At 62.8% G+C, this 26,420-nt stretch carries 30 protein-coding genes; 12 read left to right on the top strand and 18 right to left on the bottom strand.

Annotated elements, in window-relative coordinates; genetic code table 11:
• Positions 1–82: 82 nt before the first annotated feature.
• Genes folP through folK form a run of 3 tightly spaced genes read left to right on the top strand, consistent with a single transcriptional unit; the run spans position 83 to position 1,806 of the window.
• Positions 83–931: a dihydropteroate synthase gene (gene folP, locus GM909_RS06680; RefSeq protein WP_235911696.1), complete on the top strand. Its 849-nt coding sequence runs from the start codon at positions 83–85 to the stop codon at positions 929–931.
• A 16-nt stretch (positions 932–947) separates the two neighbouring features.
• Entirely contained in the window at positions 948–1,307 is a 360-nt protein-coding gene (gene folB / locus GM909_RS06675) for a dihydroneopterin aldolase (RefSeq protein ID WP_157015430.1), read from the top strand.
• Positions 1,291–1,806: a 2-amino-4-hydroxy-6-hydroxymethyldihydropteridine diphosphokinase gene (gene folK, locus GM909_RS06670; RefSeq protein ID WP_235911694.1), complete on the top strand. Its 516-nt coding sequence runs from the start codon at positions 1,291–1,293 to the stop codon at positions 1,804–1,806. The genes folB and folK overlap by 17 nt, the downstream gene beginning before the upstream one ends.
• A 17-nt stretch (positions 1,807–1,823) precedes the next feature.
• Here folK and GM909_RS06665 read toward each other — a convergent pair whose 3' ends face one another.
• A complete protein-coding gene (locus GM909_RS06665) occupies positions 1,824–2,363 on the bottom strand; it encodes a hypothetical protein (protein WP_157015428.1) in 540 nt (179 codons plus the stop codon).
• A 220-nt stretch (positions 2,364–2,583) separates the two neighbouring features.
• On the opposite strand from GM909_RS06665, the gene alaS reads away from it, so the two are divergent.
• Positions 2,584–5,247 carry an alanine--tRNA ligase gene (alaS, locus tag GM909_RS06660; protein WP_157015427.1) on the top strand — a complete coding sequence of 888 codons (2,664 nt, stop codon included), beginning with the start codon at positions 2,584–2,586 and terminating at the stop codon, positions 5,245–5,247.
• 17 nt (positions 5,248–5,264) lie between these two features.
• On the opposite strand, the gene GM909_RS06655 is transcribed toward alaS, so the two are convergent.
• The gene (locus tag GM909_RS06655; RefSeq protein WP_157015426.1) at positions 5,265–5,906 is read right to left on the bottom strand and encodes a glutathione S-transferase family protein; all 642 of its coding nucleotides are present in this window, start codon (positions 5,904–5,906) and stop codon (positions 5,265–5,267) included.
• A gap of 7 nt (positions 5,907–5,913) precedes the next feature.
• A complete protein-coding gene (locus GM909_RS06650; RefSeq protein WP_157015425.1) occupies positions 5,914–7,125 on the bottom strand; it encodes an NADP-dependent isocitrate dehydrogenase in 1,212 nt (403 codons plus the stop codon).
• 143 nt (positions 7,126–7,268) lie between these two features.
• Between GM909_RS06650 and GM909_RS06645 the strand changes: the two genes are divergently transcribed.
• Positions 7,269–8,207: an alpha/beta fold hydrolase gene (locus tag GM909_RS06645; protein ID WP_157015424.1), complete on the top strand. Its 939-nt coding sequence runs from the start codon at positions 7,269–7,271 to the stop codon at positions 8,205–8,207.
• 1 nt (position 8,208) lies between these two features.
• Here GM909_RS06645 and GM909_RS06640 read toward each other — a convergent pair whose 3' ends face one another.
• Positions 8,209–8,562: a TfoX/Sxy family protein gene (locus tag GM909_RS06640; protein ID WP_198174152.1), complete on the bottom strand. Its 354-nt coding sequence runs from the start codon at positions 8,560–8,562 to the stop codon at positions 8,209–8,211.
• A gap of 90 nt (positions 8,563–8,652) precedes the next feature.
• Here GM909_RS06640 and GM909_RS06635 point away from each other — a divergent pair, with 90 nt between their 5' ends.
• The 5 genes from GM909_RS06635 to GM909_RS06615 all read left to right on the top strand — a co-directional run bounded on the left by GM909_RS06635 (position 8,653) and on the right by GM909_RS06615 (position 13,353).
• Positions 8,653–9,507 carry an RNA methyltransferase gene (locus tag GM909_RS06635; RefSeq protein ID WP_157015422.1) on the top strand — a complete coding sequence of 285 codons (855 nt, stop codon included), beginning with the start codon at positions 8,653–8,655 and terminating at the stop codon, positions 9,505–9,507.
• A complete protein-coding gene (murI, locus tag GM909_RS06630) occupies positions 9,500–10,393 on the top strand; it encodes a glutamate racemase (protein ID WP_157015421.1) in 894 nt (297 codons plus the stop codon). The genes GM909_RS06635 and murI overlap by 8 nt, the downstream gene beginning before the upstream one ends.
• Positions 10,394–10,479: 86 nt before the next feature.
• Positions 10,480–10,665, top strand: a complete 186-nt coding sequence (locus tag GM909_RS06625; protein WP_157015420.1) for a DUF3008 family protein — start codon at positions 10,480–10,482, stop codon at positions 10,663–10,665.
• 218 nt (positions 10,666–10,883) lie between these two features.
• Positions 10,884–11,501, top strand: coding sequence for a 30S ribosomal protein S4 (gene rpsD, locus GM909_RS06620; RefSeq protein ID WP_157015419.1), 618 nt, complete (start codon positions 10,884–10,886; stop codon positions 11,499–11,501).
• A gap of 331 nt (positions 11,502–11,832) precedes the next feature.
• Entirely contained in the window at positions 11,833–13,353 is a 1,521-nt protein-coding gene (locus tag GM909_RS06615; protein ID WP_198174151.1) for a glycosyltransferase family 39 protein, read from the top strand.
• A gap of 143 nt (positions 13,354–13,496) precedes the next feature.
• On the opposite strand, the gene GM909_RS06610 is transcribed toward GM909_RS06615, so the two are convergent.
• From GM909_RS06610 to GM909_RS06600, 3 genes are read right to left on the bottom strand one after another with little or no spacing between them, the layout of a single operon-like run.
• Complete coding sequence (locus GM909_RS06610; protein ID WP_157015417.1) at positions 13,497–13,904, bottom strand: GtrA family protein; 408 nt, start codon at positions 13,902–13,904, stop codon at positions 13,497–13,499.
• Positions 13,901–14,716 (bottom strand): ChbG/HpnK family deacetylase, encoded by an 816-nt coding sequence (locus GM909_RS06605; protein WP_328600446.1) that lies wholly within the window; start codon positions 14,714–14,716, stop codon positions 13,901–13,903. Before GM909_RS06605 ends, GM909_RS06610 begins: the two co-directional genes overlap by 4 nt.
• On the bottom strand, positions 14,716–15,678 hold the full coding sequence (locus GM909_RS06600; protein ID WP_157015415.1) for a glycosyltransferase family 2 protein: 963 nt from the start codon (positions 15,676–15,678) through the stop codon (positions 14,716–14,718). Before GM909_RS06600 ends, GM909_RS06605 begins: the two co-directional genes overlap by 1 nt.
• A gap of 88 nt (positions 15,679–15,766) precedes the next feature.
• Here GM909_RS06600 and ttcA point away from each other — a divergent pair, with 88 nt between their 5' ends.
• A complete protein-coding gene (ttcA, locus tag GM909_RS06595) occupies positions 15,767–16,651 on the top strand; it encodes a tRNA 2-thiocytidine(32) synthetase TtcA (protein WP_157015414.1) in 885 nt (294 codons plus the stop codon).
• Positions 16,652–16,660: 9 nt separating this feature from the next.
• On the opposite strand, the gene GM909_RS06590 is transcribed toward ttcA, so the two are convergent.
• The 5 genes from GM909_RS06590 to GM909_RS06570 form a co-directional block, all read right to left on the bottom strand.
• Positions 16,661–17,905, bottom strand: a complete 1,245-nt coding sequence (locus tag GM909_RS06590) for a multidrug effflux MFS transporter (protein WP_157015413.1) — start codon at positions 17,903–17,905, stop codon at positions 16,661–16,663.
• A gap of 110 nt (positions 17,906–18,015) precedes the next feature.
• Entirely contained in the window at positions 18,016–18,351 is a 336-nt protein-coding gene (grxD, locus tag GM909_RS06585; RefSeq protein WP_157015525.1) for a Grx4 family monothiol glutaredoxin, read from the bottom strand.
• A 177-nt stretch (positions 18,352–18,528) separates the two neighbouring features.
• The gene (locus GM909_RS06580) at positions 18,529–18,762 is read right to left on the bottom strand and encodes a BolA family protein (RefSeq protein ID WP_157015412.1); all 234 of its coding nucleotides are present in this window, start codon (positions 18,760–18,762) and stop codon (positions 18,529–18,531) included.
• Positions 18,763–18,819: 57 nt separating this feature from the next.
• A complete protein-coding gene (gene purL / locus GM909_RS06575) occupies positions 18,820–21,057 on the bottom strand; it encodes a phosphoribosylformylglycinamidine synthase subunit PurL (RefSeq protein WP_157015411.1) in 2,238 nt (745 codons plus the stop codon).
• Positions 21,058–21,169: 112 nt separating this feature from the next.
• Positions 21,170–22,576, bottom strand: a complete 1,407-nt coding sequence (locus tag GM909_RS06570; protein WP_157015410.1) for an aminotransferase-like domain-containing protein — start codon at positions 22,574–22,576, stop codon at positions 21,170–21,172.
• A 92-nt stretch (positions 22,577–22,668) separates the two neighbouring features.
• On the opposite strand from GM909_RS06570, the gene GM909_RS06565 reads away from it, so the two are divergent.
• Complete coding sequence (locus tag GM909_RS06565; protein WP_157015409.1) at positions 22,669–22,914, top strand: DUF1127 domain-containing protein; 246 nt, start codon at positions 22,669–22,671, stop codon at positions 22,912–22,914.
• Here the strand turns inward: GM909_RS06565 and GM909_RS06560 are convergent.
• The 6 genes from GM909_RS06560 to purC form a co-directional block, all read right to left on the bottom strand.
• Positions 22,881–23,555: a Pr6Pr family membrane protein gene (locus tag GM909_RS06560; RefSeq protein WP_157015408.1), complete on the bottom strand. Its 675-nt coding sequence runs from the start codon at positions 23,553–23,555 to the stop codon at positions 22,881–22,883. The genes GM909_RS06565 and GM909_RS06560 overlap by 34 nt on opposite strands.
• 242 nt (positions 23,556–23,797) lie before the next feature.
• The gene (locus GM909_RS06555) at positions 23,798–24,205 is read right to left on the bottom strand and encodes a hypothetical protein (RefSeq protein WP_157015407.1); all 408 of its coding nucleotides are present in this window, start codon (positions 24,203–24,205) and stop codon (positions 23,798–23,800) included.
• Positions 24,205–24,873 carry a phosphoribosylformylglycinamidine synthase subunit PurQ gene (gene purQ, locus GM909_RS06550; protein ID WP_157015406.1) on the bottom strand — a complete coding sequence of 223 codons (669 nt, stop codon included), beginning with the start codon at positions 24,871–24,873 and terminating at the stop codon, positions 24,205–24,207. Before purQ ends, GM909_RS06555 begins: the two co-directional genes overlap by 1 nt.
• Positions 24,870–25,130, bottom strand: coding sequence for a restriction endonuclease subunit S domain-containing protein (locus tag GM909_RS06545; RefSeq protein ID WP_157015405.1), 261 nt, complete (start codon positions 25,128–25,130; stop codon positions 24,870–24,872). Before GM909_RS06545 ends, purQ begins: the two co-directional genes overlap by 4 nt.
• A 22-nt stretch (positions 25,131–25,152) precedes the next feature.
• Positions 25,153–25,395: a phosphoribosylformylglycinamidine synthase subunit PurS gene (purS, locus tag GM909_RS06540; RefSeq protein ID WP_157015404.1), complete on the bottom strand. Its 243-nt coding sequence runs from the start codon at positions 25,393–25,395 to the stop codon at positions 25,153–25,155.
• Positions 25,396–25,446: 51 nt separating this feature from the next.
• On the bottom strand, positions 25,447–26,214 hold the full coding sequence (gene purC, locus GM909_RS06535; RefSeq protein ID WP_157015403.1) for a phosphoribosylaminoimidazolesuccinocarboxamide synthase: 768 nt from the start codon (positions 26,212–26,214) through the stop codon (positions 25,447–25,449).
• Between the last annotated feature and the right edge of the window lie 206 nt (positions 26,215–26,420).

Here is a 26,420-nt window from a genome sequence, read left to right as displayed (position 1 = left end):
TATTTGCAGCATGCGCCAGCGTCACAATCCGCGCAAGAGGCTGGCGTGGCCGGTGCGAGATCGTATGAAGGATATGGGGCACATGCAAATGTTTGAACCGCGGCAATGGCAGCTCGCGCATGGCCGGCATCTCGAACTGGGGCCGCGGGCCGTGATCATGGGCATCTTGAACGTCACGCCGGACAGCTTCTCGGACGGCGGATTTTTCTCCGACACCGCAAGCGCGGTCGAACATGCAAAATCGATGATCGCGGACGGTGCGGCGATCGTCGATGTCGGCGGCGAAAGCACGCGGCCCGGCAGCGCAGCCGTTTCGGCTGCCGAAGAGGAGAGCCGCGTGCTGCCCGTCATCGAAGCGCTGGCCCGCGATACCGACGCCATCATTTCGGTCGACACCTACCGGGCCTCCACGGCGCGCAAGGCGGTCGCGGCGGGTGCCCACATCGTCAACGACATCTGGGGCCTGCAACATGATCCGGCCATGGCTGTGGCGGTTGCCGCTCTGGATGCCGGCGTCGTCATCATGCACAATAGCCGGGACCGGCAGACGGCGCCCGATCCGGTCGACGATCAGTTCGACTATCTCAAATCGTCGCTCGACATCGCCGCCGGGGCAGGCATACCAAATGAGCGCATCGTGCTCGACCCCGGTTTCGGCTTCGGCAAGGATGCGCAGGAAAATATCGCGCTGATGGAACGCTTCGACGAGCTTGCGGCGCTCGATTTTCCGCTTCTGGTGGCAACCTCGCGCAAGCGGTTCATCGGCCATATGACGGGCCGGGATTCCGGCGACAGGGATGCCGGAACGGCGGCGACGAGCGTCATCCTGCGCCTGAAGGGGGCGGTCCTATTCAGAGTGCACGATGTCGCAATCAATATGGACGCGCTGAATGTCGCCGATGCTATCGTTGCGCGACGGGCGTCGAGTTGAACCACAGGGACCACCCATGTACACGATCACCATGAAGAATTGCGCCTTTTTCGGTCGTCACGGCGTGCACGACGAAGAGGAAATGCTCGGCCAGCGCTTCTATGTCGACGCACGGCTGACGATCGACGCCGGCGATGCGCTGGAAGGTGATTCCATAAAAGGTACAGTGGATTATGGTGTCGCCTTCAAGGTGATCGAAAAGATCGTCACGGGCGAGCGCCGCTTTCTCATCGAGGCGCTGGCGCATGATGTGGCTCGTACCATGGTCGAGACGTTCCCGGAGATTGCGCGTGCCGAAGTCACCATTCGCAAGCCCAACGCTCCGGTGCCCGGCGTCCTTGACTATGTGGAGGTCAGCGTTGCCTGGCCGCGATGATGTCCGTGCCTTTCTGGGGCTGGGGGGCAATCTCGGAAATCCGCTCCAGGCCATGGCCGAGGCCCTGAGAATTGTCGATGCCGATCCCCTGACACGGGTCGTGGCCGCGTCGTCGGTCTATCTGACACCGCCCTGGGGACCGATCGAGCAGCCGGATTTCCTCAATGCGGTGGCGGAACTGCGGACCTGTTTGCCGGCGCGCGGGCTGCTGGAACTGTGCCTGGGGGCGGAGCAGAAGCTGAAACGGATACGCATGCAGCCGGGCGGTCCCCGCCTGATCGATGTCGACATCCTGCTCTATGATGACGAACGCCACAACGAGCCGGACTTGCAGGTGCCGCACCCGCGCATGCTGGCGCGCGCCTTTGTCCTGTTGCCGCTGAGCGAGATCGCACCGGATCTCGTCATCGGCGGCCGCGCCGTCACCGAAAGGCTGGATGAGGTCGATCGCACCGGCATTGCCGTCGCCACTGCCGGCGGCGATTGGTGGCGGGAATAGGCGCTGGAGACCGAAATTCAGTCGCGTGCGATTGCGCCGACTGCTGTCGTGTCGACGCGCTTCAAGTTGACGCCGATGACGGGCACGAGTTCGTCCTCGACGCGCACAGAGACCGTAACGTTCATCGTGTCCGGCCCCTTCATGCTGGCCAGCATGGCGCCGTTGAGCTTGTTGCGGTTCAGGCCCATGACGACCTGATGCTTGTCGACGCTGCCCGAAACGATATCAAGCCCCTTGCCCTCGGCACCGTCGAGAAAGGTGCCGCGATAGGAATCGCCGGCGCGTTCGATCACCGCCGACATCTTCTGCGAGAAGACGCCGACCCGACAGGTGCCGTCGAGCGCCATGCCCGTCTTGTCGTCCGCGGAGTCGCCGACAAGCCGGCAGGTAAAGCGTGTTCCCTTGTATTTTCCCGCAACGATCTCGCCCGGGCCCGTCCACTCGCCCTCCACGGCACGGAAGAAGTGATGGTCCTTATCGGCCGCAACGCCAGGGGCCGATACCGACGCCGCCAGAGCGCCGGCGGCCAGGACGGAGTGGATTGCACGCGTGAACATCGGACACCTGATAGCGGGGGATTCGAACTCGTCGGAGTGTGAGCTCGGAATGGTTAACGGTTCGTCTAGTTAAGTCAATTTGACATGTTCATCTTGACACCCGGATCGCTGTTTTGCGGTGAAGGCGTGATATTCTGGACACCGGCAGGGTCGGGAGGATAAGAAGCCGTTTCGGTTTTCAGGGCGGGATATTGTCCGCCCCTTCTCAAGAAGGTTGGGCATGAGCGGCGTAAACGCGATTCGGTCGGCATTTCTGGACTATTTTGGCAAGAACGGGCACGAGATCGTCGCCTCGGGCCCGCTTGTGCCACGCAACGACCCGACCCTGATGTTCACCAATGCCGGCATGGTGCAGTTCAAGAACGTCTTCACCGGCCTGGAGACGCGACCCTATTTGCGCGCCGTGACTTCGCAGAAATGCGTGCGCGCCGGCGGCAAGCACAACGACCTCGACAATGTCGGCTACACCGCGCGCCATCACACCTTCTTCGAGATGCTCGGCAATTTCTCCTTCGGCGACTATTTCAAGGATGTTGCCATCGAACTTGCCTGGAAGTTGATTACCCGGGAATTCGGCCTCGATCCCGAAAAGCTGCTGGTGACGGTCTACCATACCGACGACCAGGCGGCGGATCTGTGGAAGAAGATCGCCGGCCTGCCGGACGAGCGCATCATCCGCATTCCCACCTCGGACAATTTCTGGGCCATGGGCGATACCGGACCCTGCGGCCCGTGCTCGGAGATCTTTTACGATCATGGAGAGGGCATTCCCGGCGGCCCGCCCGGCAGCCCCGACGAGGACGGCGATCGCTTCATCGAGATATGGAACCTGGTCTTCATGCAGTACGAGCAGGTGACGCCGGACGAGCGCATCGACCTGCCGCGACCCTCGATCGACACCGGCATGGGCCTGGAGCGCGTCGCAGCAGTGCTGCAGGGGGTGCACGACAATTACGATATCGACCTCTTCAGGGCCCTGATCGAGGCCTCCGTGGAGGCCACCGGCGTTGCCGCCGACGGCAAGCACCGCGCCAGCCACCGCGTCATCGCCGACCACCTGCGTGCCACGAGCTTCCTTATCGCCGACGGTGTCCTGCCGTCGAATGACGGCCGCGGCTACGTGCTGCGCCGCATCATGCGCCGCGCCATGCGCCATGCGCAATTGCTGGGCGCCCGCGAACCGCTCATGTGGCGCCTCGTGCCGGCGCTGGTGCGCGAGATGGGCCAGGCCTATCCCGAACTGGTGCGCGGCGAGGCGCTCATCACCGAAACGCTGAAACTGGAAGAAAGCCGCTTTCGCAATACGCTCGCCCGCGGGCTGGGCCTGCTGGAAGAGGCAACCGGAAGCCTGGATGCGGGCGCCAGGCTCGATGGCGAGACCGCTTTCAAGCTCTACGACACCTACGGTTTTCCGCTCGACCTGACACAGGACGCCTTGCGCCAGCGCGACATCACCGTCGACGTCGACGGGTTCAATGTCGCGATGGAACGCCAGAAGGCGGAGGCGAGGGCCAATTGGGCGGGCTCCGGCGAGGCAGCGACGGAGGTGGTCTGGTTCAGCGTGAAGGACAAGGTCGGCGCGACCGAGTTCCTCGGCTATGAAACCGAGGACGCCGAAGGTGTCGTGACGGCTCTGGTCAGGGACGGCGCGCAGATCGATGCGGCACAGACCGGCGAAGAGGTGGCAATCGTCGTCAACCAGACGCCGTTCTACGGCCAATCGGGCGGCCAGGTCGGCGACACCGGCATGATGAAGGGCGAAGGCTTCTCCGTCGCAATTTCCGATACGCAGAAGAAGGGCGACGGCGTATTCGTCCATTACGGCAAGGTCACTTCTGGCACCATGAAGACGGGCGCAGTGGTCGAGATGCAGGTCGACCATGCGCGGCGCACGAAACTGCGCGCCAACCATTCCGCGACCCATCTCCTTCACGAGGCGCTGCGCGAGACGCTTGGCACGCATATCGCACAGAAGGGTTCGCTCGTGGCGCCCGACCGGCTGCGGTTCGACTTTTCGCATCCCAAGCCGATCGGGCCGGAGGAACTGGAACGGGTCGAAGACATGAGCAACGCCATCGTGCTGCAGAACAGTCCGGTCGAAACCCATCTGATGGCGGTCGACGACGCCATCGCCAAGGGCGCGATGGCTCTGTTCGGCGAGAAATATGGCGACGAGGTTCGTGTCGTCTCGATGGGCACCGGCATTTCCGGCGAGAAGGCCGGCAAACCCTATTCGATCGAGCTTTGCGGCGGCACCCATGTCAGGGCGACCGGCGATATCGGCCTCGTGCATATCGTCTCCGAAGGGGCCGTATCGTCCGGCGTGCGCCGCATCGAGGCGCTGACGGGTGCGGCCGCGAGGCATTATCTCGATGAGCAGGAGCAGCGTCTGAAATCCGCCGCCGCGACGTTGAAGGTTGCGCCGGCTGAGGTGCCTGCGCGCCTGGAAAGCCTGCTCGACGAGCGCCGGCGCCTCGAGCGTGAACTGGCCGAGGCGAAGAAGAAACTGGCGCTTGGCGGCGGTCAGGCGGGCGGTGCCGAATCGTCCAGCGAAACGGTCGCCGGCGTTGGCTTCATGGGCCGCGTGGTGGAAGGTGTTTCGCCGAAGGATCTGAAGCCCCTTGCCGATGAGGGCAAGAAGGCGCTCGGCTCAGGCATTGTCGTCTTCGTCGGCACGTCCGAGGATGGCAAGGCGAGCGTCGTCGTTGGCGTGACCGAGGACCTGACCGGGCGCTTCAGCGCCGTCGACCTGGTGCGCAAGGCCTCCGAGGCGATCGGCGGCAAGGGTGGCGGCGGCCGCCCCGACATGGCACAGGCCGGCGGTCCCGACGCCGCACAGGCCGGCGCCGCCATCGAGGCGGTCAAATCGGCGATGGACGGGTAGGGCGCTGCTGCGCCCGCTCAGCTTGTGGGTTCGCTTGCCTGAAAGCTCGTCCTTGCCTGAACGGCGTGCCACCAGCGGGCAACGGCCGGATAGTCCGCCACGAGCGCCGCGCCTTCCGGCGCCTTGACGAAATAGGCAAGCATCGAAGCAGCGTAGAGGTCGGCAAGCGTCAGCGCATCGCCGATCAGCCACGACTTGTCGGCAAGTTGCCTGTCCAGCACCGACAGGCAGGTGCGCGCCGTTTCGAGCGATGCGGCGATCAACCTCTCGTCCGGCGTATTGTTTTCTCTGGGCTTGGAAACGCGCTCCACATAGACGCCCCAGACCATCGCGCGATAGGCATAGGCATCGAGCAGACTGACGATCTGGTTCATCACGGCCCGCCCGAACGCATCGGGCGGCTGCAATAATGGTCCGTCATAGGCTTCGTCGACATAACGCGTGATGGCGCTTGTCTCGAACAGCTTTAGCGAACCGTGTTCGAATGCGGGAATGCGTTTGAAGGGATGACGCTCCTGATACCAGTCCGGAACGCCGTCCTTGGAAAAGATGTCGACCGGAATGCATTCATGGTCGACACCCTTTTCCAGCAGAGCAAGCCGCGCGATGCGCACATAGACGCTGTAGTCAGCGCCAAACAGGCGCGGCTTGCCTGTCATTGCGGGCTCAGCCCATCGCCTTTTGCAGGTTCTCGTCGATCTTGTCGAGGAAGCCAGTGGTGGAAAGCCACGGCTGGTCGGGGCCGATGAGCAGCGCCAGGTCCTTGGTCATGTGACCGGATTCGACCGTGTCGATGCAGACCTTTTCGAGCGTTGCTGCAAACTTGGCCAGCGTCTCGTTGCTGTCGAGTTTGGCCCGGTGCGCCAGACCGCGCGTCCAGGCGAAGATCGAGGCAATGGAGTTGGTCGAGGTTTCCTCGCCCTTCTGGTGCTGGCGGTAGTGGCGCGTCACCGTGCCGTGTGCCGCTTCGGCCTCGACCGTCTTGCCGTCCGGCGTCATCAGCACGGAGGTCATCAGGCCGAGCGAACCGAAGCCCTGCGCCACGGTGTCGGACTGCACGTCGCCGTCATAGTTCTTGCAGGCCCAGACATAGCCGCCCGACCATTTCAGCGCCGAGGCCACCATGTCGTCGATCAGGCGATGCTCGTACCAGATCTTGGCGTCCTCGAACTTCGCCTTGAACTCGGCCTCGTAGATCTCCTGGAAGATGTCCTTGAAGCGCCCGTCATAGACTTTCAGGATCGTGTTCTTGGTGGAGAGATAGCAAGGCACCTTGCGCATCAGCGCATAGTTCATCGAGGCGCGCGCGAAGTCGCGGATTGAATCGTCGAGATTGTACATGGCCATGGCGACGCCGGAGGAGGGCGCGTCGAACACCTCGTGCTCGATTTCCTGGCCGTCCTCGCCGACGAACTTGATCGTCAGCTTGCCCTTGCCGGGGATCTTGAAATCGGTGGCGCGGTACTGGTCGCCGAAAGCGTGACGGCCGACAATGATCGGCTTGGTCCAGCCCGGCACCAGGCGCGGCACGTTCTTGCAGATGATCGGCTCGCGGAAGATCACGCCGCCGAGGATGTTGCGGATCGTGCCGTTGGGCGAGCGGTACATGCGCTTCAGCCCGAATTCCTCAACGCGCGCCTCGTCCGGCGTGATGGTGGCGCACTTCACGCCCACACCATGCTTCTTGATGGCGTTGGCGGCGTCGACGGTGATCTGGTCGTCGGTCGCGTCGCGCGACTCGATGCCGAGGTCGTAATATTCCAGGTCGATGTCGAGATAGGGATGGATCAGCTTATCCTTGATAAAGTGCCAGATGATGCGCGTCATCTCGTCGCCGTCGAGTTCGACGACAGGATTGTCCACCTTGATTTTCGACATTGGATAAGGCCTCGTCTTCGGAAAAATGGCGGGGATCCACCGTGGATGGGAATGAAGTTGGCGTCCCTATAGCAAAGCCGCATTGGGCGCGCAAACGCCTCGACCGGGATCAGCGGCACCTCGGCCGCCCGCGCAGAACGGAGGTGTATATTGCGACCATTGCCGCTACAGTTCGCGGCGGCATGACCGATTTTCGCATGAGCATGGTCGACACGGGCGAGGTTCGCCTACAGGTCGCGGAGGCTGGGGATACCGCCCGGCCTCTGATCGTTCTTCTGCACGGCTTTCCCGAATACTGGGTCGCCTGGCGGGCGGTCATGGAGCGACTGGCCGCGACGTTCCATGTCGTCGCGCCCGACCAGCGCGGCTACAACCTGTCCTCCAGGCCGGACGGGGTGGACGCCTATCGCGTCGGGCATATGGTCTGCGATATCGACGCCCTGGTGCGGCAATATTCGCCCGACCGCCCATTCGTGCTGGCAGGTCACGACTGGGGCGCCTCGGTCGCCTATGCCTATGCGATCGCCCGTGGAGAGCGGCTGAGCCATCTGGTCGTGGCCAATGGCGTGCATCCCGCCTGTTTCCAGCGCGCCATCCATGACGATCCGGGCCAGCGCGCCGCCAGCCAGTATATCAACCGTCTGCGCGCGCCGGATGCGGAAGAGCGCCTCGGTGCCGACGGCTACCGACGCCTGCTGAAGATGATCGCCGGATTCTCGAAATCGGACTGGATGACGCCGGAGATGGAAGACGAGTATCGTGCGGCCTGGAGCCGAACCGGCGCCCTGACGGCGATGCTCAACTGGTATCGGGCCTCGCCGATCGACGTGCCGGCGGTCGGCGTGCCGGCGGCGGCGAGCAATATTCTCTCCCAACCGGCTGACGCCTTTCGCGTGGCGATGCCGCATCTCGTGATCTGGGGGGAGGCGGACGAGGCGCTCAGGCCCACCTGTCTTGCCGACCTGCCGCGATATGCGCCGGACCTGACGGTGCGGCGCGTGCCCGGCTGCGGTCACTGGATCCTGCACGAGCGGCCGGACGATGTGGCCGCGGCCATTCGCGAGTTCGTCGCCCCGCGTTAAACTATTCGACATCGTTCCTCGTCGGCGATTTTCCAGCCTTGGGCGGCATTGCCCCGACATAGGCCGTCGCCATGGCAATCCACGATCGAAGAGCGTCCTGATCGAGCGTGGCGGGGTCGACGACGACGAACCCCATCATTTCGCGGTTCGTGAACGCCATACGCGTTGCTCCGGGTCTCGAGAGCGCATCGGCCTCCTGCGCCTCGCCAACCCGCACCAGCAGGCCATCTTCGCGCATGGCACCCACCAGCATGTTGCCGTTCAGCGTGAAGCAGACGCCGCCGAACATGCGGATCTCGCCGCAATTGGGATCGTCCGCGAGGATGGTGCGGATGCGGTCTGCAAGTTCGCTCATCTCGGCATTTCCCTCGACACGCTTCATTTTCGCGTCCGAATATGGCAGGGACGCCGAAACGCCGCAATTGACAGGCAATTGCCATCCAACATGACCGAAAACACAATCGATCCCAATTCCCGGCCGGCCGAGCCGGTTGTCATCCTCGTCGAACCGCAGCTCGGCGAAAATATCGGCATGGTCGCCCGCGCCATGGCCAATTTCGGGCTCGGCCAATTGCGCCTTGTCAGTCCGCGCGACGGCTGGCCGAACGACAAGGCGCGTGCGGCGGCGAGCCGCGCCGATCATGTGATCGAGGCGACCCGGCTGTTCGGCAGCGTTCAGGAGGCAATCGCCGACCTTTCCTTCGTCTTTGCCACGACCGCACGCCAGCGCGACGGCTTCAAGGAGGTGCGCGGTCCCGTTGAAGCGGCACGTATGCTGCGCGGACGTGCCACGGCCGGACAGCGGACCGGTATTCTGTTCGGGCGCGAGAAGTTCGGCCTTTCCAACGAGGAGGTTTCGCTCGCCGACGAGATCGTGACCTTTCCCGTCAATCCGCAATTTTCATCGCTCAACATCGCGCAGGCGGTGCTCCTGATGTCGTATGAGTGGATGAAGTCGGGGCTGGACAAGGAAACGGACACGGCCTTTTCCGGTCCGTCCGTCGTGCCTGCCGACAAGCACCATCTGCAAAGTCTCGTCGATCATCTCGAACATGCGCTGGAAAGCCGGGGCTATTTCCGCCCGGCCGAGAAGAAACCGAAGATGCTCGACAATCTGCGCGCCGTGCTGACGCGGCCCGGCTTCAGCGAGGCCGAGATCAAGGTACTGCGCGGCGTTCTTTCCTCGCTCGACTATTTTTCCCCCAGGGAGCCGCGCGGCGCCGGCTATCCCGAACGCAAGGCGCGCGCGGCGAGCGCGGCAGGCACTGGCCGTGGCAATGCGGGCCGTTCGGATGACTGATCGACCCGTTCTGGTCTTCGATTCAGGGATCGGCGGCCTCACCGTGTTGCGTGAGGCGCGGGTCCTCATGCCGGATCGGCCCTTCGTCTATGTCGCCGATGATGCAGCCTTTCCCTATGGCGCCTGGGAGGAGCCGGCTTTGCGGGCCCATATTCTGGCGCTCTTCGCCCGGCTGTTCGAGCGCTTCGACCCGGAACTCTCCGTCATCGCCTGCAATACGGCGTCCACGCTGGTCATTCATGCCCTGCGCGAGACCTTTCCGGAGCGCGTCTTCGTCGGCACCGTTCCGGCGATAAAGCCGGCCGCCGAACGCACGCGGTCGGGCCTCGTCTCCGTGCTTGCCACGCCCGGCACCGTCAGGCGGCAATATACGCGCGACCTGATTCGCCAATGGGCGAGCAAATGCCATGTCCGCCTCGTGGGCAGCGAGCGGCTTGCGGCGCTGGCCGAGGCCTATATGCGCGACGGCTTCGTCGATGAGGAAGCGGTGCGCGATGAAATCGCACCCTGTTTCGTCGAGGCCGGAGATCAGCGCACCGATATCGTCGTGCTCGCCTGCACGCATTATCCGTTCCTCGTCAATCGGATGCGCAAGACCGCCCCATGGCCGGTCGACTGGATCGATCCGGCCGAGGCGATCGCGCGTCGCGCGCTTTCGCTGCTCGAAACTGTGCCGGAAGGCGCCGCGGCCGGACCGCGGCAGATGGAAGACGTTGCGATCTTCACCTCCGGTCATGCCGACAATGCCAGGCGGCGTCTGGTGCGCGGCTTCGGGCTGGCATATCGCGACGCCTTCGCCCGCAGGGGCTCGGGCGAAGGCCATGATACGAAGGTGGCCCCATCCACCGCGATATCGATGGAGACCGGGGCAGCGCGCGGCGTGTAGGAACAAGCAGGTCACGCCATGTCTCGCCCGGTCCGGAACCTGGTCGGCGGCGGAGCCGTTGTTCACCTTGCACGAAGGAGACTACAATGCCCGCCACCTCGAAAGCGCAGCAAAAGGCCGCTGGCACCGCCCTTGCGGCCAAGCGGGGAGACATCAACGAGAGCGAACTCTACGGCGCCTCGCGCGAGATGTATGAGACGATGACCGAAAAGGAACTGGAAGAACTGGCCGAGACCAGCCGCGAGGGTTTGCCGGAAAGGAAGGACGGCTGAAGTGTCGGGGAACGGGCGTCGTTGACATGGGCATGAAACTCCACTAAGTCACCGCGACCGTCGGGCAGCGATGCTCGATTTATTGACGTGTCCCGTGGATTCAAGCGCGCAGCGTGCGCAAGAATCCTGTCAGGCTTCGAAAACGGAGGCCAGAGGAGGGCGCGTTTCCTTCACCCGGAACACGAGGTTTCGGGTGTATTGTTTTGAAAGGGAATGCGATGAGCAAACGCGATTCTGCAAAATACAAACTCGACCGCCGTCTTGGCGAAAACATCTGGGGCCGTCCGAAATCCCCGGTCAACCGCCGCGAATATGGTCCGGGCCAGCACGGCCAGCGCCGCAAGGGCAAGCTGTCGGACTTCGGTCTGCAGCTGCGCGCCAAGCAGAAGCTCAAGGGCCACTACGGCGACATTTCGGAAAAGCAGTTCCGCAAGACCTACGAGGAGGCCAACCGCCGCAAGGGCGACACCTCCGAAAACCTGATCGGCCTTCTGGAGTCGCGGCTCGACGCGGTCGTCTACCGGGCCAAGTTCGTCCCGACCATTTTTGCCGCCCGTCAGTTCATCAACCACGGTCACGTCAATGTGAACGGCCGGCGCGTGAACATCGCCTCCTATCGCTGCAAGCCGGGCGACGTTATCGAAGTGCGCGAGAAGTCGAAGCAGCTCGCACTCGTGCTCGAGGCCGTGCAGCTGGCCGAGCGCGACGTGCCGGACTATATCGAGGTCGACCACAACAAGATGGTCGCGTCCTATGGCCGCGTTCCGACGTTGGGCGACGTACCTTATGCCGTGCACATGGAACCTAACCTGGTGGTCGAGTTCTATTCGCGCTGATTCGCCTTCGTTCCTTCGAAGCAAAATGTGGAGGGAGCGGTCCATGATCGCTCCCTTTTTTGTTGCCTAAAGTGAAAATCCCCGATTTCGTTGCGGTCGCTGGAACATGTCCCGCACAAACGGAATCGTTGGAACGAAAGGTCCATGTGCCAGCATACTGATCTGGCGCGCATATCTTTGCTTCAAAACGTTTCCGTTTGAAGCGCACGCGCGCTAGCGGGCGCACCACGAATTTCGGATTCGAGTTCGGATGAAATTCCCGACTATACGGTTGGCAAGATTCAACACGACCGCTCGAACGGAGAACAACGGCACCAGCATGGATAGCCCTATGATGAAGCCGTCGACCAGCATGTCGGCCCCACGCACCCGGCGCTACGTCGCGGCGATCGTCCTTGGCTTTTGCGCGCTGTGGACGCTCTATTCGAGCCTCAGCCGCTACAATCTCGATATCCATGGCGACATGGTCGAGAATTTCGCCTGGGGCATCGGCTGGCAACTCGGCTACTACAAGCATCCGCCGCTGTTCAGCTGGATCGCCGCGGCGTGGTTCTCGGTCTTTCCGCGGACGAACGTGTTCTACTTCCTCCTGTCGGCGGTCAATATCGGCGTGACGCTTTTGGTGATGTGGCGGATCGCCCTGCGCGTCCTCGACGCAAATCAGCAGGTCGTACTGGTGGCCTGCGCCGTCGTGCTGCCGCCGCTGACATTCCTTTCGACCAATTACAACGCCACCTCGGCCATGCTGCCGTTCTGGGCCCTGGCGTTCCTGTTCTATTTGCGCACGATCGAGCGGCGCAGCGCCTTTGACGCGGTGCTGCTCGGCGCCTTTTGCGCGCTCGCCATTCTGGCCAAATACCATTCCGTAGTGCTGGTGCTGGCAATTGCGATCCATGGTCTCACAGACCGCGACGTCAGGCCGATTCTGGCGACGCGCCTTCCCTGGCTGGCGGCGCTGACAGGTGCAATCGTTCTGGTGCCACATGCCTACTGGATGGTGCAGAACGATTTCGAGACGGTGCGCTACGCGTCCAACCAGGGCGACGGAGACATTGCCAGCGCGCTGATCTCGGTGATCGAATTCATCGTGGCCATCCTTCTCTACTCGGCACCCGCCTACCTGCTCCTGTGCCTGCACCGCTATTGGAAAGACGGGCTGCCCGTCGTCGGCGTCTACCAATTCCGCGCCCTGTGGCGGATCGTCGAGGGCAGGGCGCTCTTTGCCCTTATGGCTCTGCCGGTCGTGCTGACGATCGTCCTCGGCCTCGCCACCAATGCCGAGCTGTCGTCTCTGTGGGCCATTCCCTTCTTCGTCTTTTTGACCTTCGCCATGGTGCTTTGCCTGCCCGGGCCGCTGGCAGCGCGGTATCCCAAGGTGGTTCCGCCGTTCCTCGCGCTCTATGCCGTCCTTCTGCTTGTTGCCGCACCCTTCGTGCGCCAGGAAACGCTCGATGTGGCACGCAGCAACAGCGCCATGCCGATCACCACGATCGCAGAGGCCGTCCAGGCAACATGGCGCGAGCGCACCGGCCGGAAGTTGGCCATCGTGGCCGGAGAGGCAAATTTCCTCGCCAATGGCACGGCTTTTTATGCATCCGACCGTCCCTTTGCGATTCAAGGGCATTCATTCGCCCAGACGCCCTGGGTATCGCAGGATGACATCGCGCGCGATGGTGCAGCCGGCATATGTCACGCCAGGAAGTCGGATGGCTGCATGAAACGCATGGCGAAGCTGTTCGGCCGCATCGACGGCAAGGCGCGCATCACCGTGCCGGCGGTGGAGGGGGCGGGTGGGCCGCAGAGCTGGATCTTCGACGTCTACTTCCGCGATCCGCAACAGGCCGAATCGTGATTCCGTTTGAAGCGAATGCGCGCTCGAACATGTCCCGCTCAAACGGTGACGTTTGAGCGAAAGGTACATGTTCCAGCATATTGATCTGGCGCGCATATCTTTGCTTCAAACGATTCCGTTTGAAGCGAATGCGCGCTAGCGCCCTACAACAACCGGTCCTCGATCGACCATCGCGCGGCAATGAAGTTGAGGATGGCGGCGACGATCACGCCGAAGATCTTCGCCGGCATAACCCCGATGACGCCGGTCAGCGCCAGCAGGAAGCCGCTCGATATGCCGAGCGAGATGACGGCGCCGAGCGAGATGAAGCGCAGCGCCGACCGCGCGTCGGACAGGCGCGTGTCGCGGTCGAACGACCAGCGCGAATTGACGGCATAGGAAAAGACAACCGCCACCAGCCACGCCAGCACGTTCGCCACGAGCGCGGCCATGCCTGCGGCCACCAGTAGGCTGAAGACCGCAAGGTCGATCAGCGTGTTGGCGATGCCGACCAGCACGAAGCGTCCGGACTTGGTGGCGAGCGATTTCTGTCGGTTCGGCTCTTGCGTCATGGGTCGATCCCGGCCAGGGCAACGCCGCTTTCCGAAAGAAGCGCCTCGAAATCCTGTGAGGCGAGGAAGTCGAGTTCTACCGGGCGGGCTTCGATCAATTTGTCGCGCCGGCGCAACGCAGCGTCCGTCCGACCCGGATGGCACATGAAGACGGCGCCGTCGGGCAGTCTCTTCAGGCTCTCCCGCATCGTCGGAGCAAATTTATCCGGCCTTTCCCACGGGTAAAAGCCGGCAAGCGGCCCGCGCACCATATAGCCGCTTCCGGTTGCGCTGCCGGCGAAGCCGGCCGCCAGAAGGCGCACGAAGCCGGTCTTGCCCGGCAGGGGGGATTGCCCGACCGCCGGGGCGCCGCGCAGCCAGGGCTTTGCCGCGAAATCGGGCGCGCGTTCACGCAGCCAGGTGCGGACCGGCTGCAGGAAATGGACATGCTGGTGTCCGTCGATGAAGGCGGGCGGCCGCTGCATTGCCTCAAGGAAGCGCCCGATCTGCGCATCGAGCTCGCGCGCAATGTCGCTGGTACGAATCTGCCCGAAAAGAAGCCCCCGCAGCAACCGCGGCAAGGATGGCATGGTTCCGTCCGGCGCAAGCGTGCTGCGGCCCGTCAGCGACGGCTGGTCGGTCAGGGTCAGATGCAATCCGACTGCAACGGTGCCTGCAACGTCATGCAGACGTCTTGCCTCGTCCGGCCAATCGGAAAACACCGTCATGCAGCCGGTGCCGGAAATCATGCCCGCGGCAAGCAATTCTAGGATTCCGTCATCGACGGCCGGGGAGAGACCGTAATCGTCGGCGATCAGCCAGATGCGGCGCATCACAGCGCCGAACGGCCCGTGCGGCCAGGTTCCAGAATGTCGCGGACGACATAGATCGGCCGGTCCTTGGATTCGCTGAGTGCCACCCAGACATACTCGCCGACCAGCCCCAGAAGAGCGAGATTGAAGCCGCCGAGGATGGTAACGGCGACGAACAGGCTCGGAAAGCCCGGGACGTCGATGCCGTGGAACAGCACCTCCAGCACGATCTTGACGCCATAGAGCATGCCGGCCAGCGCCACGACCAGCCCGGCGCCCGAGACAAGGCGCAGCGGCACGGCGGAAAAGGAGGTGATACCCTCGACCGACAGCGCGAACAGTCCGCGCCGCGACCATTTGGTGTTGCCGGCCGCGCGCTCGGCCGGCCGGTATTCGATCGCCTTCTGGCGAAAGCCGATCCAGGCGAACAGTCCCTTGTTGAAGCGGCGCCGGTCGCGCAACTGCGCAAACGCGTCGACGGCCCTGCGCCGCATGACACGAAAGTCGCCGGCATTCTCGGGAACCTTGTAGCGCTGGCCGAGATTGATAAGCCGGTAAAAGAGCCGCGCCATGCCGGCACGCCGCCAGCCCGTCTCGCGGCGGTCGGAGCGCACCGCATAGACGACGTCCATCTCGGGATCGGCGAGGATTTCTCCGATCAGCGTCATGCAGACTTCAAGCGAATGCTGCAGGTCGGCATCCAGGAGCAGGACGAGATCGCCCTTGGCGTGGTCGATGCCGGCGAGCAGCGCGTACTCCTTGCCGAAATTGCGGCTGAGCCGCAGGATCTTCCAGCGGCCCGACAGCATGCTGGCGAAGGTTTCCGCGCTGCCGTCGGTGCTGCCATCGTCGATCAGAACCTTGTCGACCAGCAGGCTGTAGCGCCGTTTCACCTCCGTCTCCAGCCGCTCCAGCATGGAACAGAACTGCGCGGCGGGCGCCGCCTCGTTGTAGAAGGGGGAGACAATCGTGAGGGTCGGCATTGGGTACGGATCTGGCCTTGCTGGTTTACGGGGTGACCGCTTCTATCGTAAGTGCGGAGCAATTCCTACACTCAGCCGGTGGCAGATCATGAATGCACCCACGACGTTAGAAGCCGAACCGGGCCTGGAGGCCATTCCCGCAGTCTATGCCGGCGCACCGTCCTCCGTCGAGTTCAACAAGCTGCGCAAGCGCCTCATGCGCCACACGCGGCAGGCCATTGTCGATTTTGCCATGGCGCGGGCAGGGGAGCGCTGGCTGGTGGCTCTGTCGGGCGGCAAGGATTCCTACGGCCTGTTGGCGCTTCTTCTTGATCTGCAATGGCGCGGGCTGCTGCCGGTCGAGCTCTTGGCCTGCAATCTCGACCAGGGCCAGCCCAACTTTCCGAAGAATGTTCTGCCCGATTATCTCGATTCGATCGGTGTGAAGCATCGCATCGAATATCGGGACACCTATTCGATCGTCACCGAAAAGATCGGCGAGGGCCGCACCTACTGCTCGCTCTGCTCGCGCTTGCGGCGCGGCCATCTCTACCGCATCGCGCGCGAGGAGGGCTGCGCGGCCCTGGTGCTCGGACATCATCGCGAGGACATCCTCGAGACATTCTTCATGAATCTCTTCCATGGCGGGCGATTGGCGGCCATGCCGCCAAAGCTGATCAATGACGAAGGCGATGTCGTCGTCCTGCGCCCGCTCAGCTATTGCGCCGAGGCCGATCTTGCCAAATTCGCCGGCGCAATGCGCTTTCCCATTATCCCGTGCGACTTGTGCGGCAGTCAGGACGGATTGCAGCGCAACGCCATGAAGGCGATGCTGGATGATATCGAACGCAGGATGCCGGGGCGCAAGGACACCATGATCCGTGCACTGACCAATGTGCGGCCGTCGCACTTAATGGATCGCAAGCTGTTCGATTTCGTCGGTCTCGTGACCGGCGCGTCCGAAGCCGCCGACGTTGGACCGGAGCGTCAATAAGGAGACGTTCTATTCGACCGGCGGATTGTGCGGCTGGAACAGGCGTCCCTTCTCGCCCACCAGCACCATGACAAGGGCGAACACGGCGGCGAAAAAATAGCCCGCTGCCAGCGGTGTCACCGTGCCGTCGAAGGCCTGGCCGATGAAGGCTCCGAGCAATCCCCCGCCGACCGTCTGCATGAATCCCTGCACCGACGAGGCGGTGCCCGCCACATGGCCAAGCGGCTCCATCGCCAGGGCGTTGAAATTCGAGCCGATCCAGGCGAACTGCATCATGGCCAGCGCAAAAAGGCTGATGAACAGCCAGAACGGCACCGGGCCGAACAATGACGCCGTGAAGGCGATGGTGTTGACGATCAGAAACCCGATCAACGCCCCGTGCGCGAGCCGGCGCATGCCAATTCGTCCGACAAGCCGCGAATTGAGAAAGGACGAGACGGCCATCAGGCCGGCGACGGCGGCGAAGTAGACCGGGAACATTGTCCCGGTGTCATAAATACCGATGTAGACCTGCTGGGCCGAATTGATGAAGCCGAACAGGGCCCCGAAAACCGCGGTCGTGGCGATCGTGTAGCATATGGCGACGCGGTTCGTCAGGACGATGCGGAAGCCCTGGGCAATGACGTCGAGCCTGAACGGACGCCGGTATTCTTCGTGCAGCGTCTCGGGCAGCCGCATTGCCGTCCACAGGGTGAAGACAAGAGCCACGCTTCCCATGAACAGGAAGATCATGTGCCATGTCGACAACAGCATCATGACCTGGCCGATGCCGGGCGCGATCACCGGAATGATCATGAAGACCATGAAGACGAGCGACATGACTTCGGCCATGGCCCGCCCGCCATAGACGTCGCGGACGAGCGAGACCGAGATGACGCGGGTTGATGCCGCGCCCAATCCCTGGACGAAGCGAAAGGCCAGAAGCGTGGCGAAATTGGGCGCGAAGGCGCAGGCGAATGCTGCCACGACATAGATGCTGAGGCCCGTCAGCAGCGGCACGCGCCGGCCGAACCGGTCCGAGACGGGTCCGAAGAGCAACTGGGCGAGGCCGAAGCCCGTGATATAGGCCGTGATCACATATTGGCGTGTGTTCTCGTCCTCCACGCCAAGGCTCGCGCCAAGTTGCTGCAGGCCGGGCAGCATGATGTCGATGGCCAGCGCATTGAGCGCCATCATGGCGGCCGTGATGGCGATGAATTCCCAGCGTGCAATGGCGAGCGGCGCCGTCGGCGCCAGGGCAGCCCTCTGGTCCATGTCAATTGATCCAGATTGTATCCACAAAAAGAAAACGCGCCGGCCAGCCGACGCATTTCACTCACTCCATTCCCGGGCGCAGGCCCGGGAATGGCCAAATCAGTACCTTGTCAGGCGGCGCCTTTGACGCTCACGCCTTTCTCGTCGAGAAAGCCTTGCAACTCACCCGCCTGGAACATCTCGCGAATGATGTCGCAACCGCCGACGAACTCACCCTTCACATAAAGCTGCGGGATGGTCGGCCAGTTGGAATATTCCTTGATTCCCTGCCGCAATTCGTCGGAGGTGAGCACGTTCACGCCTTTGTAGTCGGCGCCGACATAGTCGAGAATCTGCACGACCTGACCGGAAAATCCGCACTGCGGAAAACCGGGCGTGCCCTTCATGAAAAGAACAACGTCGTTGCTCTTGACCTCGTTGTCGATGAACTCATTAATGGCGGTCATTGCATCCAGTCCCTGTTCCTCCGGCCAACGTCCGGAGACGGATATCATCCTCTGGCCCCTAGATAGAAGATCATCGGCCATATGTCGAGGCTCGAGGCGGTTCAGGATGTTTCCTCCCGCCGAGCCTTGACGCTTCCGGCCCAGCCGAACGGCCAGAATCCGTTGGCCCGAGCGGTATCATTCGGGTGCGCTGGTCTGCAGCGCCAGGGCGTGCAGAACACCGCCCATATTGCCCTTCAGCGCTTCGTAGACCATCTGGTGCTGCTGCACCCGGCTCTTGCCACGGAAGCTCTCCGACACGACTTCGGCCGCATAATGGTCGCCGTCGCCTGCGAGATCGCGGATGGTAACGGTGGCGTCGGGAATCGCGTCCTTGATCATCCGTTCGATCTCATGTGCGTCCATGGCCATGGGTTTGCCTCCACCGCTGCTTGTTTGAGTGAGATATGGCGTTCCGCTGCGCGCGGGTCAATTGGCCGAGGGCAGTTCGCCTTCCATGAAGCGGGGGAACCATCCCTCATGCGCCGCCTTGAGCTGTGTCACGGCGAGCGGTTGTGCTGCCGGCAGCCGCAATTCGCCGCCGCCGGTGCTGCCGATCCAGGGAGCCGACACGCCCAGTTCCGCGCCGCGCTCGATGATCGCCCTGAGCTCGGCACCCGAGGCAGCGACGGTCACCAGATAGCGTCCCTGGTCCTCGCCGAACAGAACGGGGATCGGATCGCAGGCATAGGGCAGGTTTGCCGCTGCGCCGATCCCCGATGAGATCGCCATCTCGGCCAGCCCCACGGCGAGACCGCCGTCGGACAGGTCGTGGACGGCTGTCGCAATCCCTTCCCGGATCAATTCGCGAACAAAGTCGCCGGTCCTCTTCTCGTGCTCCAGGTCGACGGGCGGCGGCGGACCGTCGAGGCGGCCATGAATGTCGCGCATATAGATCGATTGTCCGAGATGCGTGCCCCAGCCCTCCGGCGCGCCGACGAGCAGGATCGCTTCGCCCTCGGCGGCAAACCCGGTGCGGACCATCTTCGACCAGTCGGGGATGAGCCCGACGCCGCCGATGGTCGGGGTCGGCAATATGCCCTTGCCGTTGGTCTCGTTGTAAAGCGAGACATTGCCCGAGACGATTGGAAACCCAAGCGTGGTGCAGGCTTCGCCGACACCCTTCACGGCCATGACGAACTGGCCCATGATCTCCGGACGTTCCGGATTGCCGAAATTGAGATTGTCCGTGGCCGCCAGCGGTTCGGCGCCCGTCGCCGTCAGATTGCGCCAGCATTCGGCAACGGCCTGCTTGCCGCCTTCATACGGATCAGCCTCGCAATAGCGTGGCGTGACGTCGGAGGAAAAGGCGAGCGCCTTGGTTGCATGGCCCTCGACCCGGACGACACCGGCGTCTGCGCCCGGAATCTGCAGTGAATTGCCCTGGATCAGCGTATCGTACTGCTCCCAGACCCAGCGCCGCGAGGACAGGTCCGCGCTGCCCAGCATCTTGAGCAGCGCTTCGGCGATGTCGGCTTGCGGGATATCGTCTGCGGCAAGCGGCGCCGGCTTGGCCGGCTCGACCCACGGGCGGTCGTATTCCGGCGCCTCGTCGCCCAACTCCTTGATCGGCAGGTCGGCAACCTCCTCGCCGCGATGGAGAACGCGGAAGCGCAGATCGTCCGTCGTCTCGCCGACCACGGCAAAATCGAGCCCCCATTTGCGGAATATCGCCTCGGCCTGCGCTTCCTTCTCGGGCCGCAGGACCATGAGCATGCGCTCCTGGCTCTCCGACAGCATCATTTCATAGGCACTCATGCGCTCTTCGCGTACCGGCACCTTGTCGAGGTCGAGGCGGATGCCGAGATCGCCCTTGGCGCCCATTTCGACGGCCGAACATGTGAGCCCGGCCGCGCCCATGTCCTGGATGGCGATGACGGCGCCCGACGCCATCAGTTCGAGACAGGCTTCGAGCAGGCATTTTTCTGTAAAAGGATCGCCCACCTGCACGGTCGGGCGCTTTTCCTCGATCTTCTCGTCGAACTCGGCCGAGGCCATGGTGGCGCCACCGACGCCGTCTCGGCCGGTCTTGGCGCCCAGATAGACGACCGGCAGCCCGACGCCCTCGGCCTTGGAGTAGAAGATGCCGTCGAGCTTGGCCAGGCCGGCGGCAAAGGCGTTGACGAGAATGTTGCCGTTGTAACGGGCGTCGAAATTGACCTCGCCACCCACGGTCGGCACGCCGAAGGAATTGCCGTAGCCGCCGATGCCGGCGACGACGCCGGCGACGAGGTGGCGGGTCTTGGGATGATCGGGCGCACCGAAACGCAATGCATTCATCGAGGCGACGGGCCGCGCGCCCATGGTGAAGACATCGCGCAAAATGCCGCCGACGCCGGTGGCGGCGCCCTGATAGGGCTCGATGTAGGAGGGATGGTTGTGGCTCTCCATCTTGAAGACCACGCAATCGCCGTCGTCGATGTCGACCACGCCGGCGTTTTCGCCCGGCCCCTGGATCACCCGCGGGCCGGAGGTCGGCAAAGTACGCAGCCATTTCTTGGAGGATTTGTACGAGCAGTGCTCGTTCCACATGGCCGAGAAGATGCCCAACTCGGTGAATGTCGGCTCGCGGCCGATGAGATCGAGTATACGCTGGTATTCGTCGGGCTTGAGGCCGTGGGCCGCAATAAGCTCGTCGGTGATCTTGACGTCGTTGATGATGGTCATCGGGAGCATTCGATTCCGTTGGCGCGCTTGATCAGGCTCTTAGCGCACCTTGCCGCGCCAATACACCGCCCATTGGCCAAAAATTGCGGGAAAATGCAGCCTCGACACCGCTTCAGCCATAGCTGTCATAGCTCGCCGCCCCGCCTTCCAGGACACGGCGGACGGTATCGAAGCCGCCCTGCACCTCTTCGCGCGTGCGCAGGGCGGAAAATGCGATGCGCACGCGGTGATAGACGTGCTCGGTGCGTCCAGGCTTGAACTCGTCCTCGTCGTCGATGAGCACGTCTTCATTGGCCACGGCATGCTTGAAGATGCCCGAAAGCCAGGGGTCGGGCAGCTTCAGCCAGACGAACGGCGCGTGGGCAGCGGAAACGAAGTCGAGACCGGCAAAGCTCGCGCGTGCCATGGCTTCGCGTGCTGCGATCTCGGCGCGCACCTTGGCCAGGATATCCGCAGCCGCACCCGACAGAACGAGTTGCGCGGCCAGTTCGGGCATAAGGAACGGCTTGCCGCCCGACAGCATCTTGTAGGTCATGAAGACGCGCGGCGCGAAATGCGGCGGACAGGCGATCCACCCGGCGCGGATCCCCGCGGCGACCGTCTTCGACAGCCCGCCGATGTGAAATGTCCGCTCCGGCGCCAGCGCCGCAAGTGACTGCGGTCCCTCCGGCAGCAACGCGCCATAAACCGCATCCTCGATCAGCCACACATTGTGCTTGCGGGCGATCTCGACGATGTCCGCCATTCGGCTCGCCGACAAATTGGTCAACATCGGATTTTGCAGGCACGGCATCAGGAAGACGATCTTCGGATGCTGCTGGGCGCACAGGCGATCGAAATCCTCGGGAACGACGCCACTTTGGTCCGATTCCACTGCGATCGGCCGCCGCCCGATCAGCGTCGCACTGCGGGCGATCGAGGAAAATGTAAGGTTTTCGAATACGATTCGGTCGCCTGGCGCAGTGACGGCGGCGATCACCGCCATGATTGCCGCATGGGCACCGAGCGTAGGAACGATGGCCGAGGGATCCGGCGTCCAGCCGCCGCAGTCGAGCCACCGGCAGCCTGCTTCGAGCCAGCCGGGCGAGGGGGTGCGCACATAGTCCAGGCATTCCTCCCGGGACCGGGCGGCGATGCTGGACGTCAGGTTCTCGATGACCGCCGACTGCCCGACGTCGGGCGCGGCGGTGGAATCCATGCGCAGCTTGCCCGGCACGGGCGGAGAGCGCGTGCCGGTCAACGGGGCGGGAAGGGCCGGCGCCGTGGCCGCTTCTTCCTGCCCGAGCACATAGGTGCCCCGGCCGACCTCACCGGACACGAACCCGCGCTCGCGTACCAGCTTGTAGGCGCGTCCGACCGTTCCGATCGTCACCCCGATGTCGAAGGCGAGATTGCGCTGCGGCGGAAGCTTGGACCCAACCGGAAGGATGCCGGAGACGATATCGCTTTCGATCTGATCGGCGAGACGCAGATAGAGCGGCCCGGAGCCGTGCGGCAGCGAAGGAAGCCAATTTGTCATGGTGACAAATCTCTATATTGCGATCATTGGCGAGTCAAATCATGGATAATACGGGGAGGATTTCGGTGCAATTCGTACGCGGGAGCGCAGAGATGGGTACAATAGATACAATTCGCCAAGATGGTGCTGCTGGGCAGTATATCGCCAGACGTTTCCGTTCGAACTATCTGCGTGTTGTGGTCACGCGCCTCGTATCGGCATTCATCTGGATCGATGGACGCATGGAACGTCAACGCAGCCGGCGCGATCTGATGGAACTGACTGACGAACAGCTCAAGGATATCGGTGTCTCGCGCAGCGAGGCCTACCGCGAATGCATGCGTCCGTTCTGGGATTGAGTGAGGCGTTCGCCGGCCACCGTGGATCGCCGTCCCTTTCCGGCCAGCCGGTCGAGAAGGACAATCACCGCGCTCATGGCGACAAAAACGGCGGCTATGATCAGGATTGTCGCGATTACGGTCAGCCAGCCATTGGCGGTTACATCGAGGAACGGGTAGGGCACTTCTCCGGCAATCGGGGCACGGATCATCGCGTAGCCGACATAGGCCACCGGATAGATCATCCATGATGGAATCTGACGATAGGACAATTGCCCGTCGGCGCCATCTAGGAGCCACCACAGCAGAAGAATGGCAGGCGCGCCGGCATGCAGGATGACGTCGGAAAGGCGGAGCATGCCGGTGGGATGCCAGAGGTCCTTGAGTATGGTCCAGTAGACCAGGACAACCAACGCCGTCGCCGCGAGTACGCCGCCACGGACGGACGCTCTTCGAAAGAAGGCTGGCCTGGCGAACAGGGCGGCCATATGGGTAATCACCATCAAGATGTTGGTCAGGATCGTGAAGAAGGAAAAATAGTCCACGATTGCGCCGCCATAGCTGCGCCCCGCCTCGATCAGGGCAGGCACCATCAGGACGAATTGCAGGACCAGGACGAACAGACCGACCACAATGCCGGCAATGTTGAGCAGGCGTGCCATCCTACGAAACTCCAGCGTGACCGACGGTTGTCGAGCCTAGCGCGCGTTCGCTTCAAACGGAAAGGTTTGAGCGGGACATGCTCCGGACTGCTTCATTACTTCACGGAAGTGAAAACCATCCGAACGCCTTGCGCAACCGCAGAATGAGGGCCCGTTTCCGTCCGCATGACTGATTGCATGCCCTTTTTACGCCTGACGGCAAGGCCGAAGACCGCGGCACCACGACTTGAACGAAGGCGCCGTCAGGCTGTCGCGGCGCAAGCAGAAGAACCTGCATTCCAGCGGCGAATGTCGGCCGCGATGCGGCTGCCCAGCGGCCCGTCCATCAGTGGCCCGAACGCCTGGAGGTCAGGCCGAGGACCTTCTGCCTGAACGACCAGCAGCGGCCGCAATTCCGGGGCCTGCGCAGGCACCAGCAAGAAGCGCGGGCGACCGGAAAAGGAATTCAACTCGTCGGCCAAGCGGTAGGATCGGAAATCCGGGTCCTTCGAGGCAAACCAGCATTTGTGCGCATGGATGGCGATGCGCTCCATGGTCTGAAGCGCCGCACTCTTGCCGGATGCAGCAGGACCGGACCCCGACTGGCAGGCCGTCAGCGCGATCAATGTTGCCGCACAGACGAAAATGCGCTGCCCGAAATCCGAAATCATCAAGCAGCGATCCCCAGCGCGCTTTCGAACAGGGCACGCCCGTCCGAGCCGCCGTGGGCGTCTTCGATCAGGTTTTCAGGGTGCGGCATCAGTCCGAACACATTTCCGCTCGTGCTGACGATACCGGCAATGTCGTTGATAGCCCCGTTGGGATTGGTGCCTTCAGCGTAGCGGAACACCACCTGGCCATCACCTTCGATCCGGCTCAGCGTTTCGGCATCAGCGAAAAAGTTGCCGTCATGATGGGCGACCGGGCAGCGGATGATCTGACCATGAGCGTAGTTGCGCGTAAAGGCCGTATTGGCGTTGGCGACCTGCAGCTTGACTTCGCGGCAGACGAATTTGAGCGATGCATTGCGCATCAGCGCGCCGGGCAGAAGACCCGCTTCCAGCAGGATCTGGAAGCCGTTGCACACGCCCATCACCATGACGCCCTTCGCGGCCTTCTCGGCCACGGCGCGCATGACCGGCATGCGCGCCGCAATGGCGCCGCAGCGCAGATAGTCGCCATAGGAAAAGCCGCCCGGAATGACGATCAGATCGACATCGGGGATTTCGGTGTCGGTCTGCCACACGGTGAGGGGCGGGTTGCCCGAGACCTTCGTCAGCGCCGCGATCATGTCGCGGTCGCGGTTGAGGCCGGGAAGGAGGACGACGGCTGATTTCATGTGCTCGTATCGTAGGGTTGTTGCGGACGTTCGGCCATTTCGCGAAGATCCTGGCGGCGTTCTATGCGCTCAAGGCGCTCGTCGTGGCGTCCAAGGATCCCGTAAATATTGTGAGTGTCCTGCTGTATCGCGATCATATGACCGCGAGTGGAAACCAGTTCCTGCTTTATTTCCGTTTGGCCGGTTTCGAGGTTGTCCAGCCGAGTTTGCATCTTCTTGAGGAGTTCATAGAGCAGGTCATTGCTGACTTCAGCCATCAAGCGCCTCCGAATGCAACCTCTACGCGATCTTGATACTATAATCCTCAATCACCGTGTTCGCCAACAGCTTCTCGCACATCTCCTTGAGCTGCAATTCGGCCCGGGCATGATCGGCGCTGTCGATCTCGACATCGAAGACCTTTCCCTGCCGCACCTCGCCAACGCCGTCAAAGCCGAGCGCGCCGAGCGCGCCTTCGATCGCCTTGCCCTGCGGGTCGAGGACGCCGTTCTTGAGGGTGACGGTAACGCGGGCCTTGATCACGGTGTTCAATCTCCGGCTGAGGCTTGTCGACGCGGTCGCATGCGGCCAGGGTCAATGTTTGACGAGGGTCGGTCCGGACGGTCGCGGTTGGTCGTTCTCGTTCATGATGCCGAGCCGGCGCGCAACCTCCTGATAGGCTTCCACGAGGCCGCCCATGTCACGACGGAAACGGTCCTTGTCGAGCTTGTCCTGGGTGGCGACATCCCAAAGCCGGCATGAATCGGGTGAAATCTCGTCGGCCACGACGACACGCATCATGTCGCCCTCGAAAAGACGGCCGCATTCGATCTTGAAGTCGACAAGCTGGATGCCCACGCCGAGGAACAGGCCGGAGAGGAAATCGTTGATGCGGATGGCGAGCGCCATGATGTCGTCGATTTCCTGCGGGCTCGCCCAGCCGAATGCGGTGATGTGCTCTTCCGACACCATGGGATCGTCCAGCGCATCGGCCTTGTAGTAGAACTCGATGATGGAGCGCGGCAGCATGCTGCCTTCCTCCAGTCCGAGCCGCTTGGCCAGAGAGCCGGCAGCAACGTTGCGCACGACCACTTCGAGCGGGATGATCTCGACCTCCCGGATCAGCTGCTCGCGCATGTTCAAACGGCGGATGAAGTGTGTCGGAATGCCCATCCGGTTCAAATGGGTGAAGATGTATTCCGAGATCCGGTTGTTGAGGACGCCCTTGCCGTCCACGATCTCGTGCTTCTTCTTGTTGAAGGCGGTGGCGTCGTCCTTGAAGAATTGCACCAGCGTTCCAGGCTCAGGGCCCTCATAGAGGATCTTGGCCTTGCCCTCGTAAATGCGGCGGCGGCGGTTCATAGGATAACTCTGGTCCTTGCGTGTTGACAGTCAGTCGGGGGACCGATCGTAGTGCCGTCGAAGTGCGGGCGGCAGAACAGGTTCTTCGGCGCGTCTCTAGCGCAACTGCATCATCTACTCAATCGGCAAATGAAGCCAGTCACCCGGAATCGGATGTTGAAGCAAGGCTGCCGCCGCGCTTCCTGCCCACCAGTTCGACCCGAACA

The organism is Mesorhizobium xinjiangense, from assembly GCF_009749525.1.
GTDB classification, from domain to species: domain Bacteria; phylum Pseudomonadota; class Alphaproteobacteria; order Rhizobiales; family Rhizobiaceae; genus Mangrovimarina; species Mangrovimarina xinjiangensis.
Note: the sequence above shows the minus strand (reverse complement) of the source record. Positions and strands in the feature narration are given on the sequence as shown.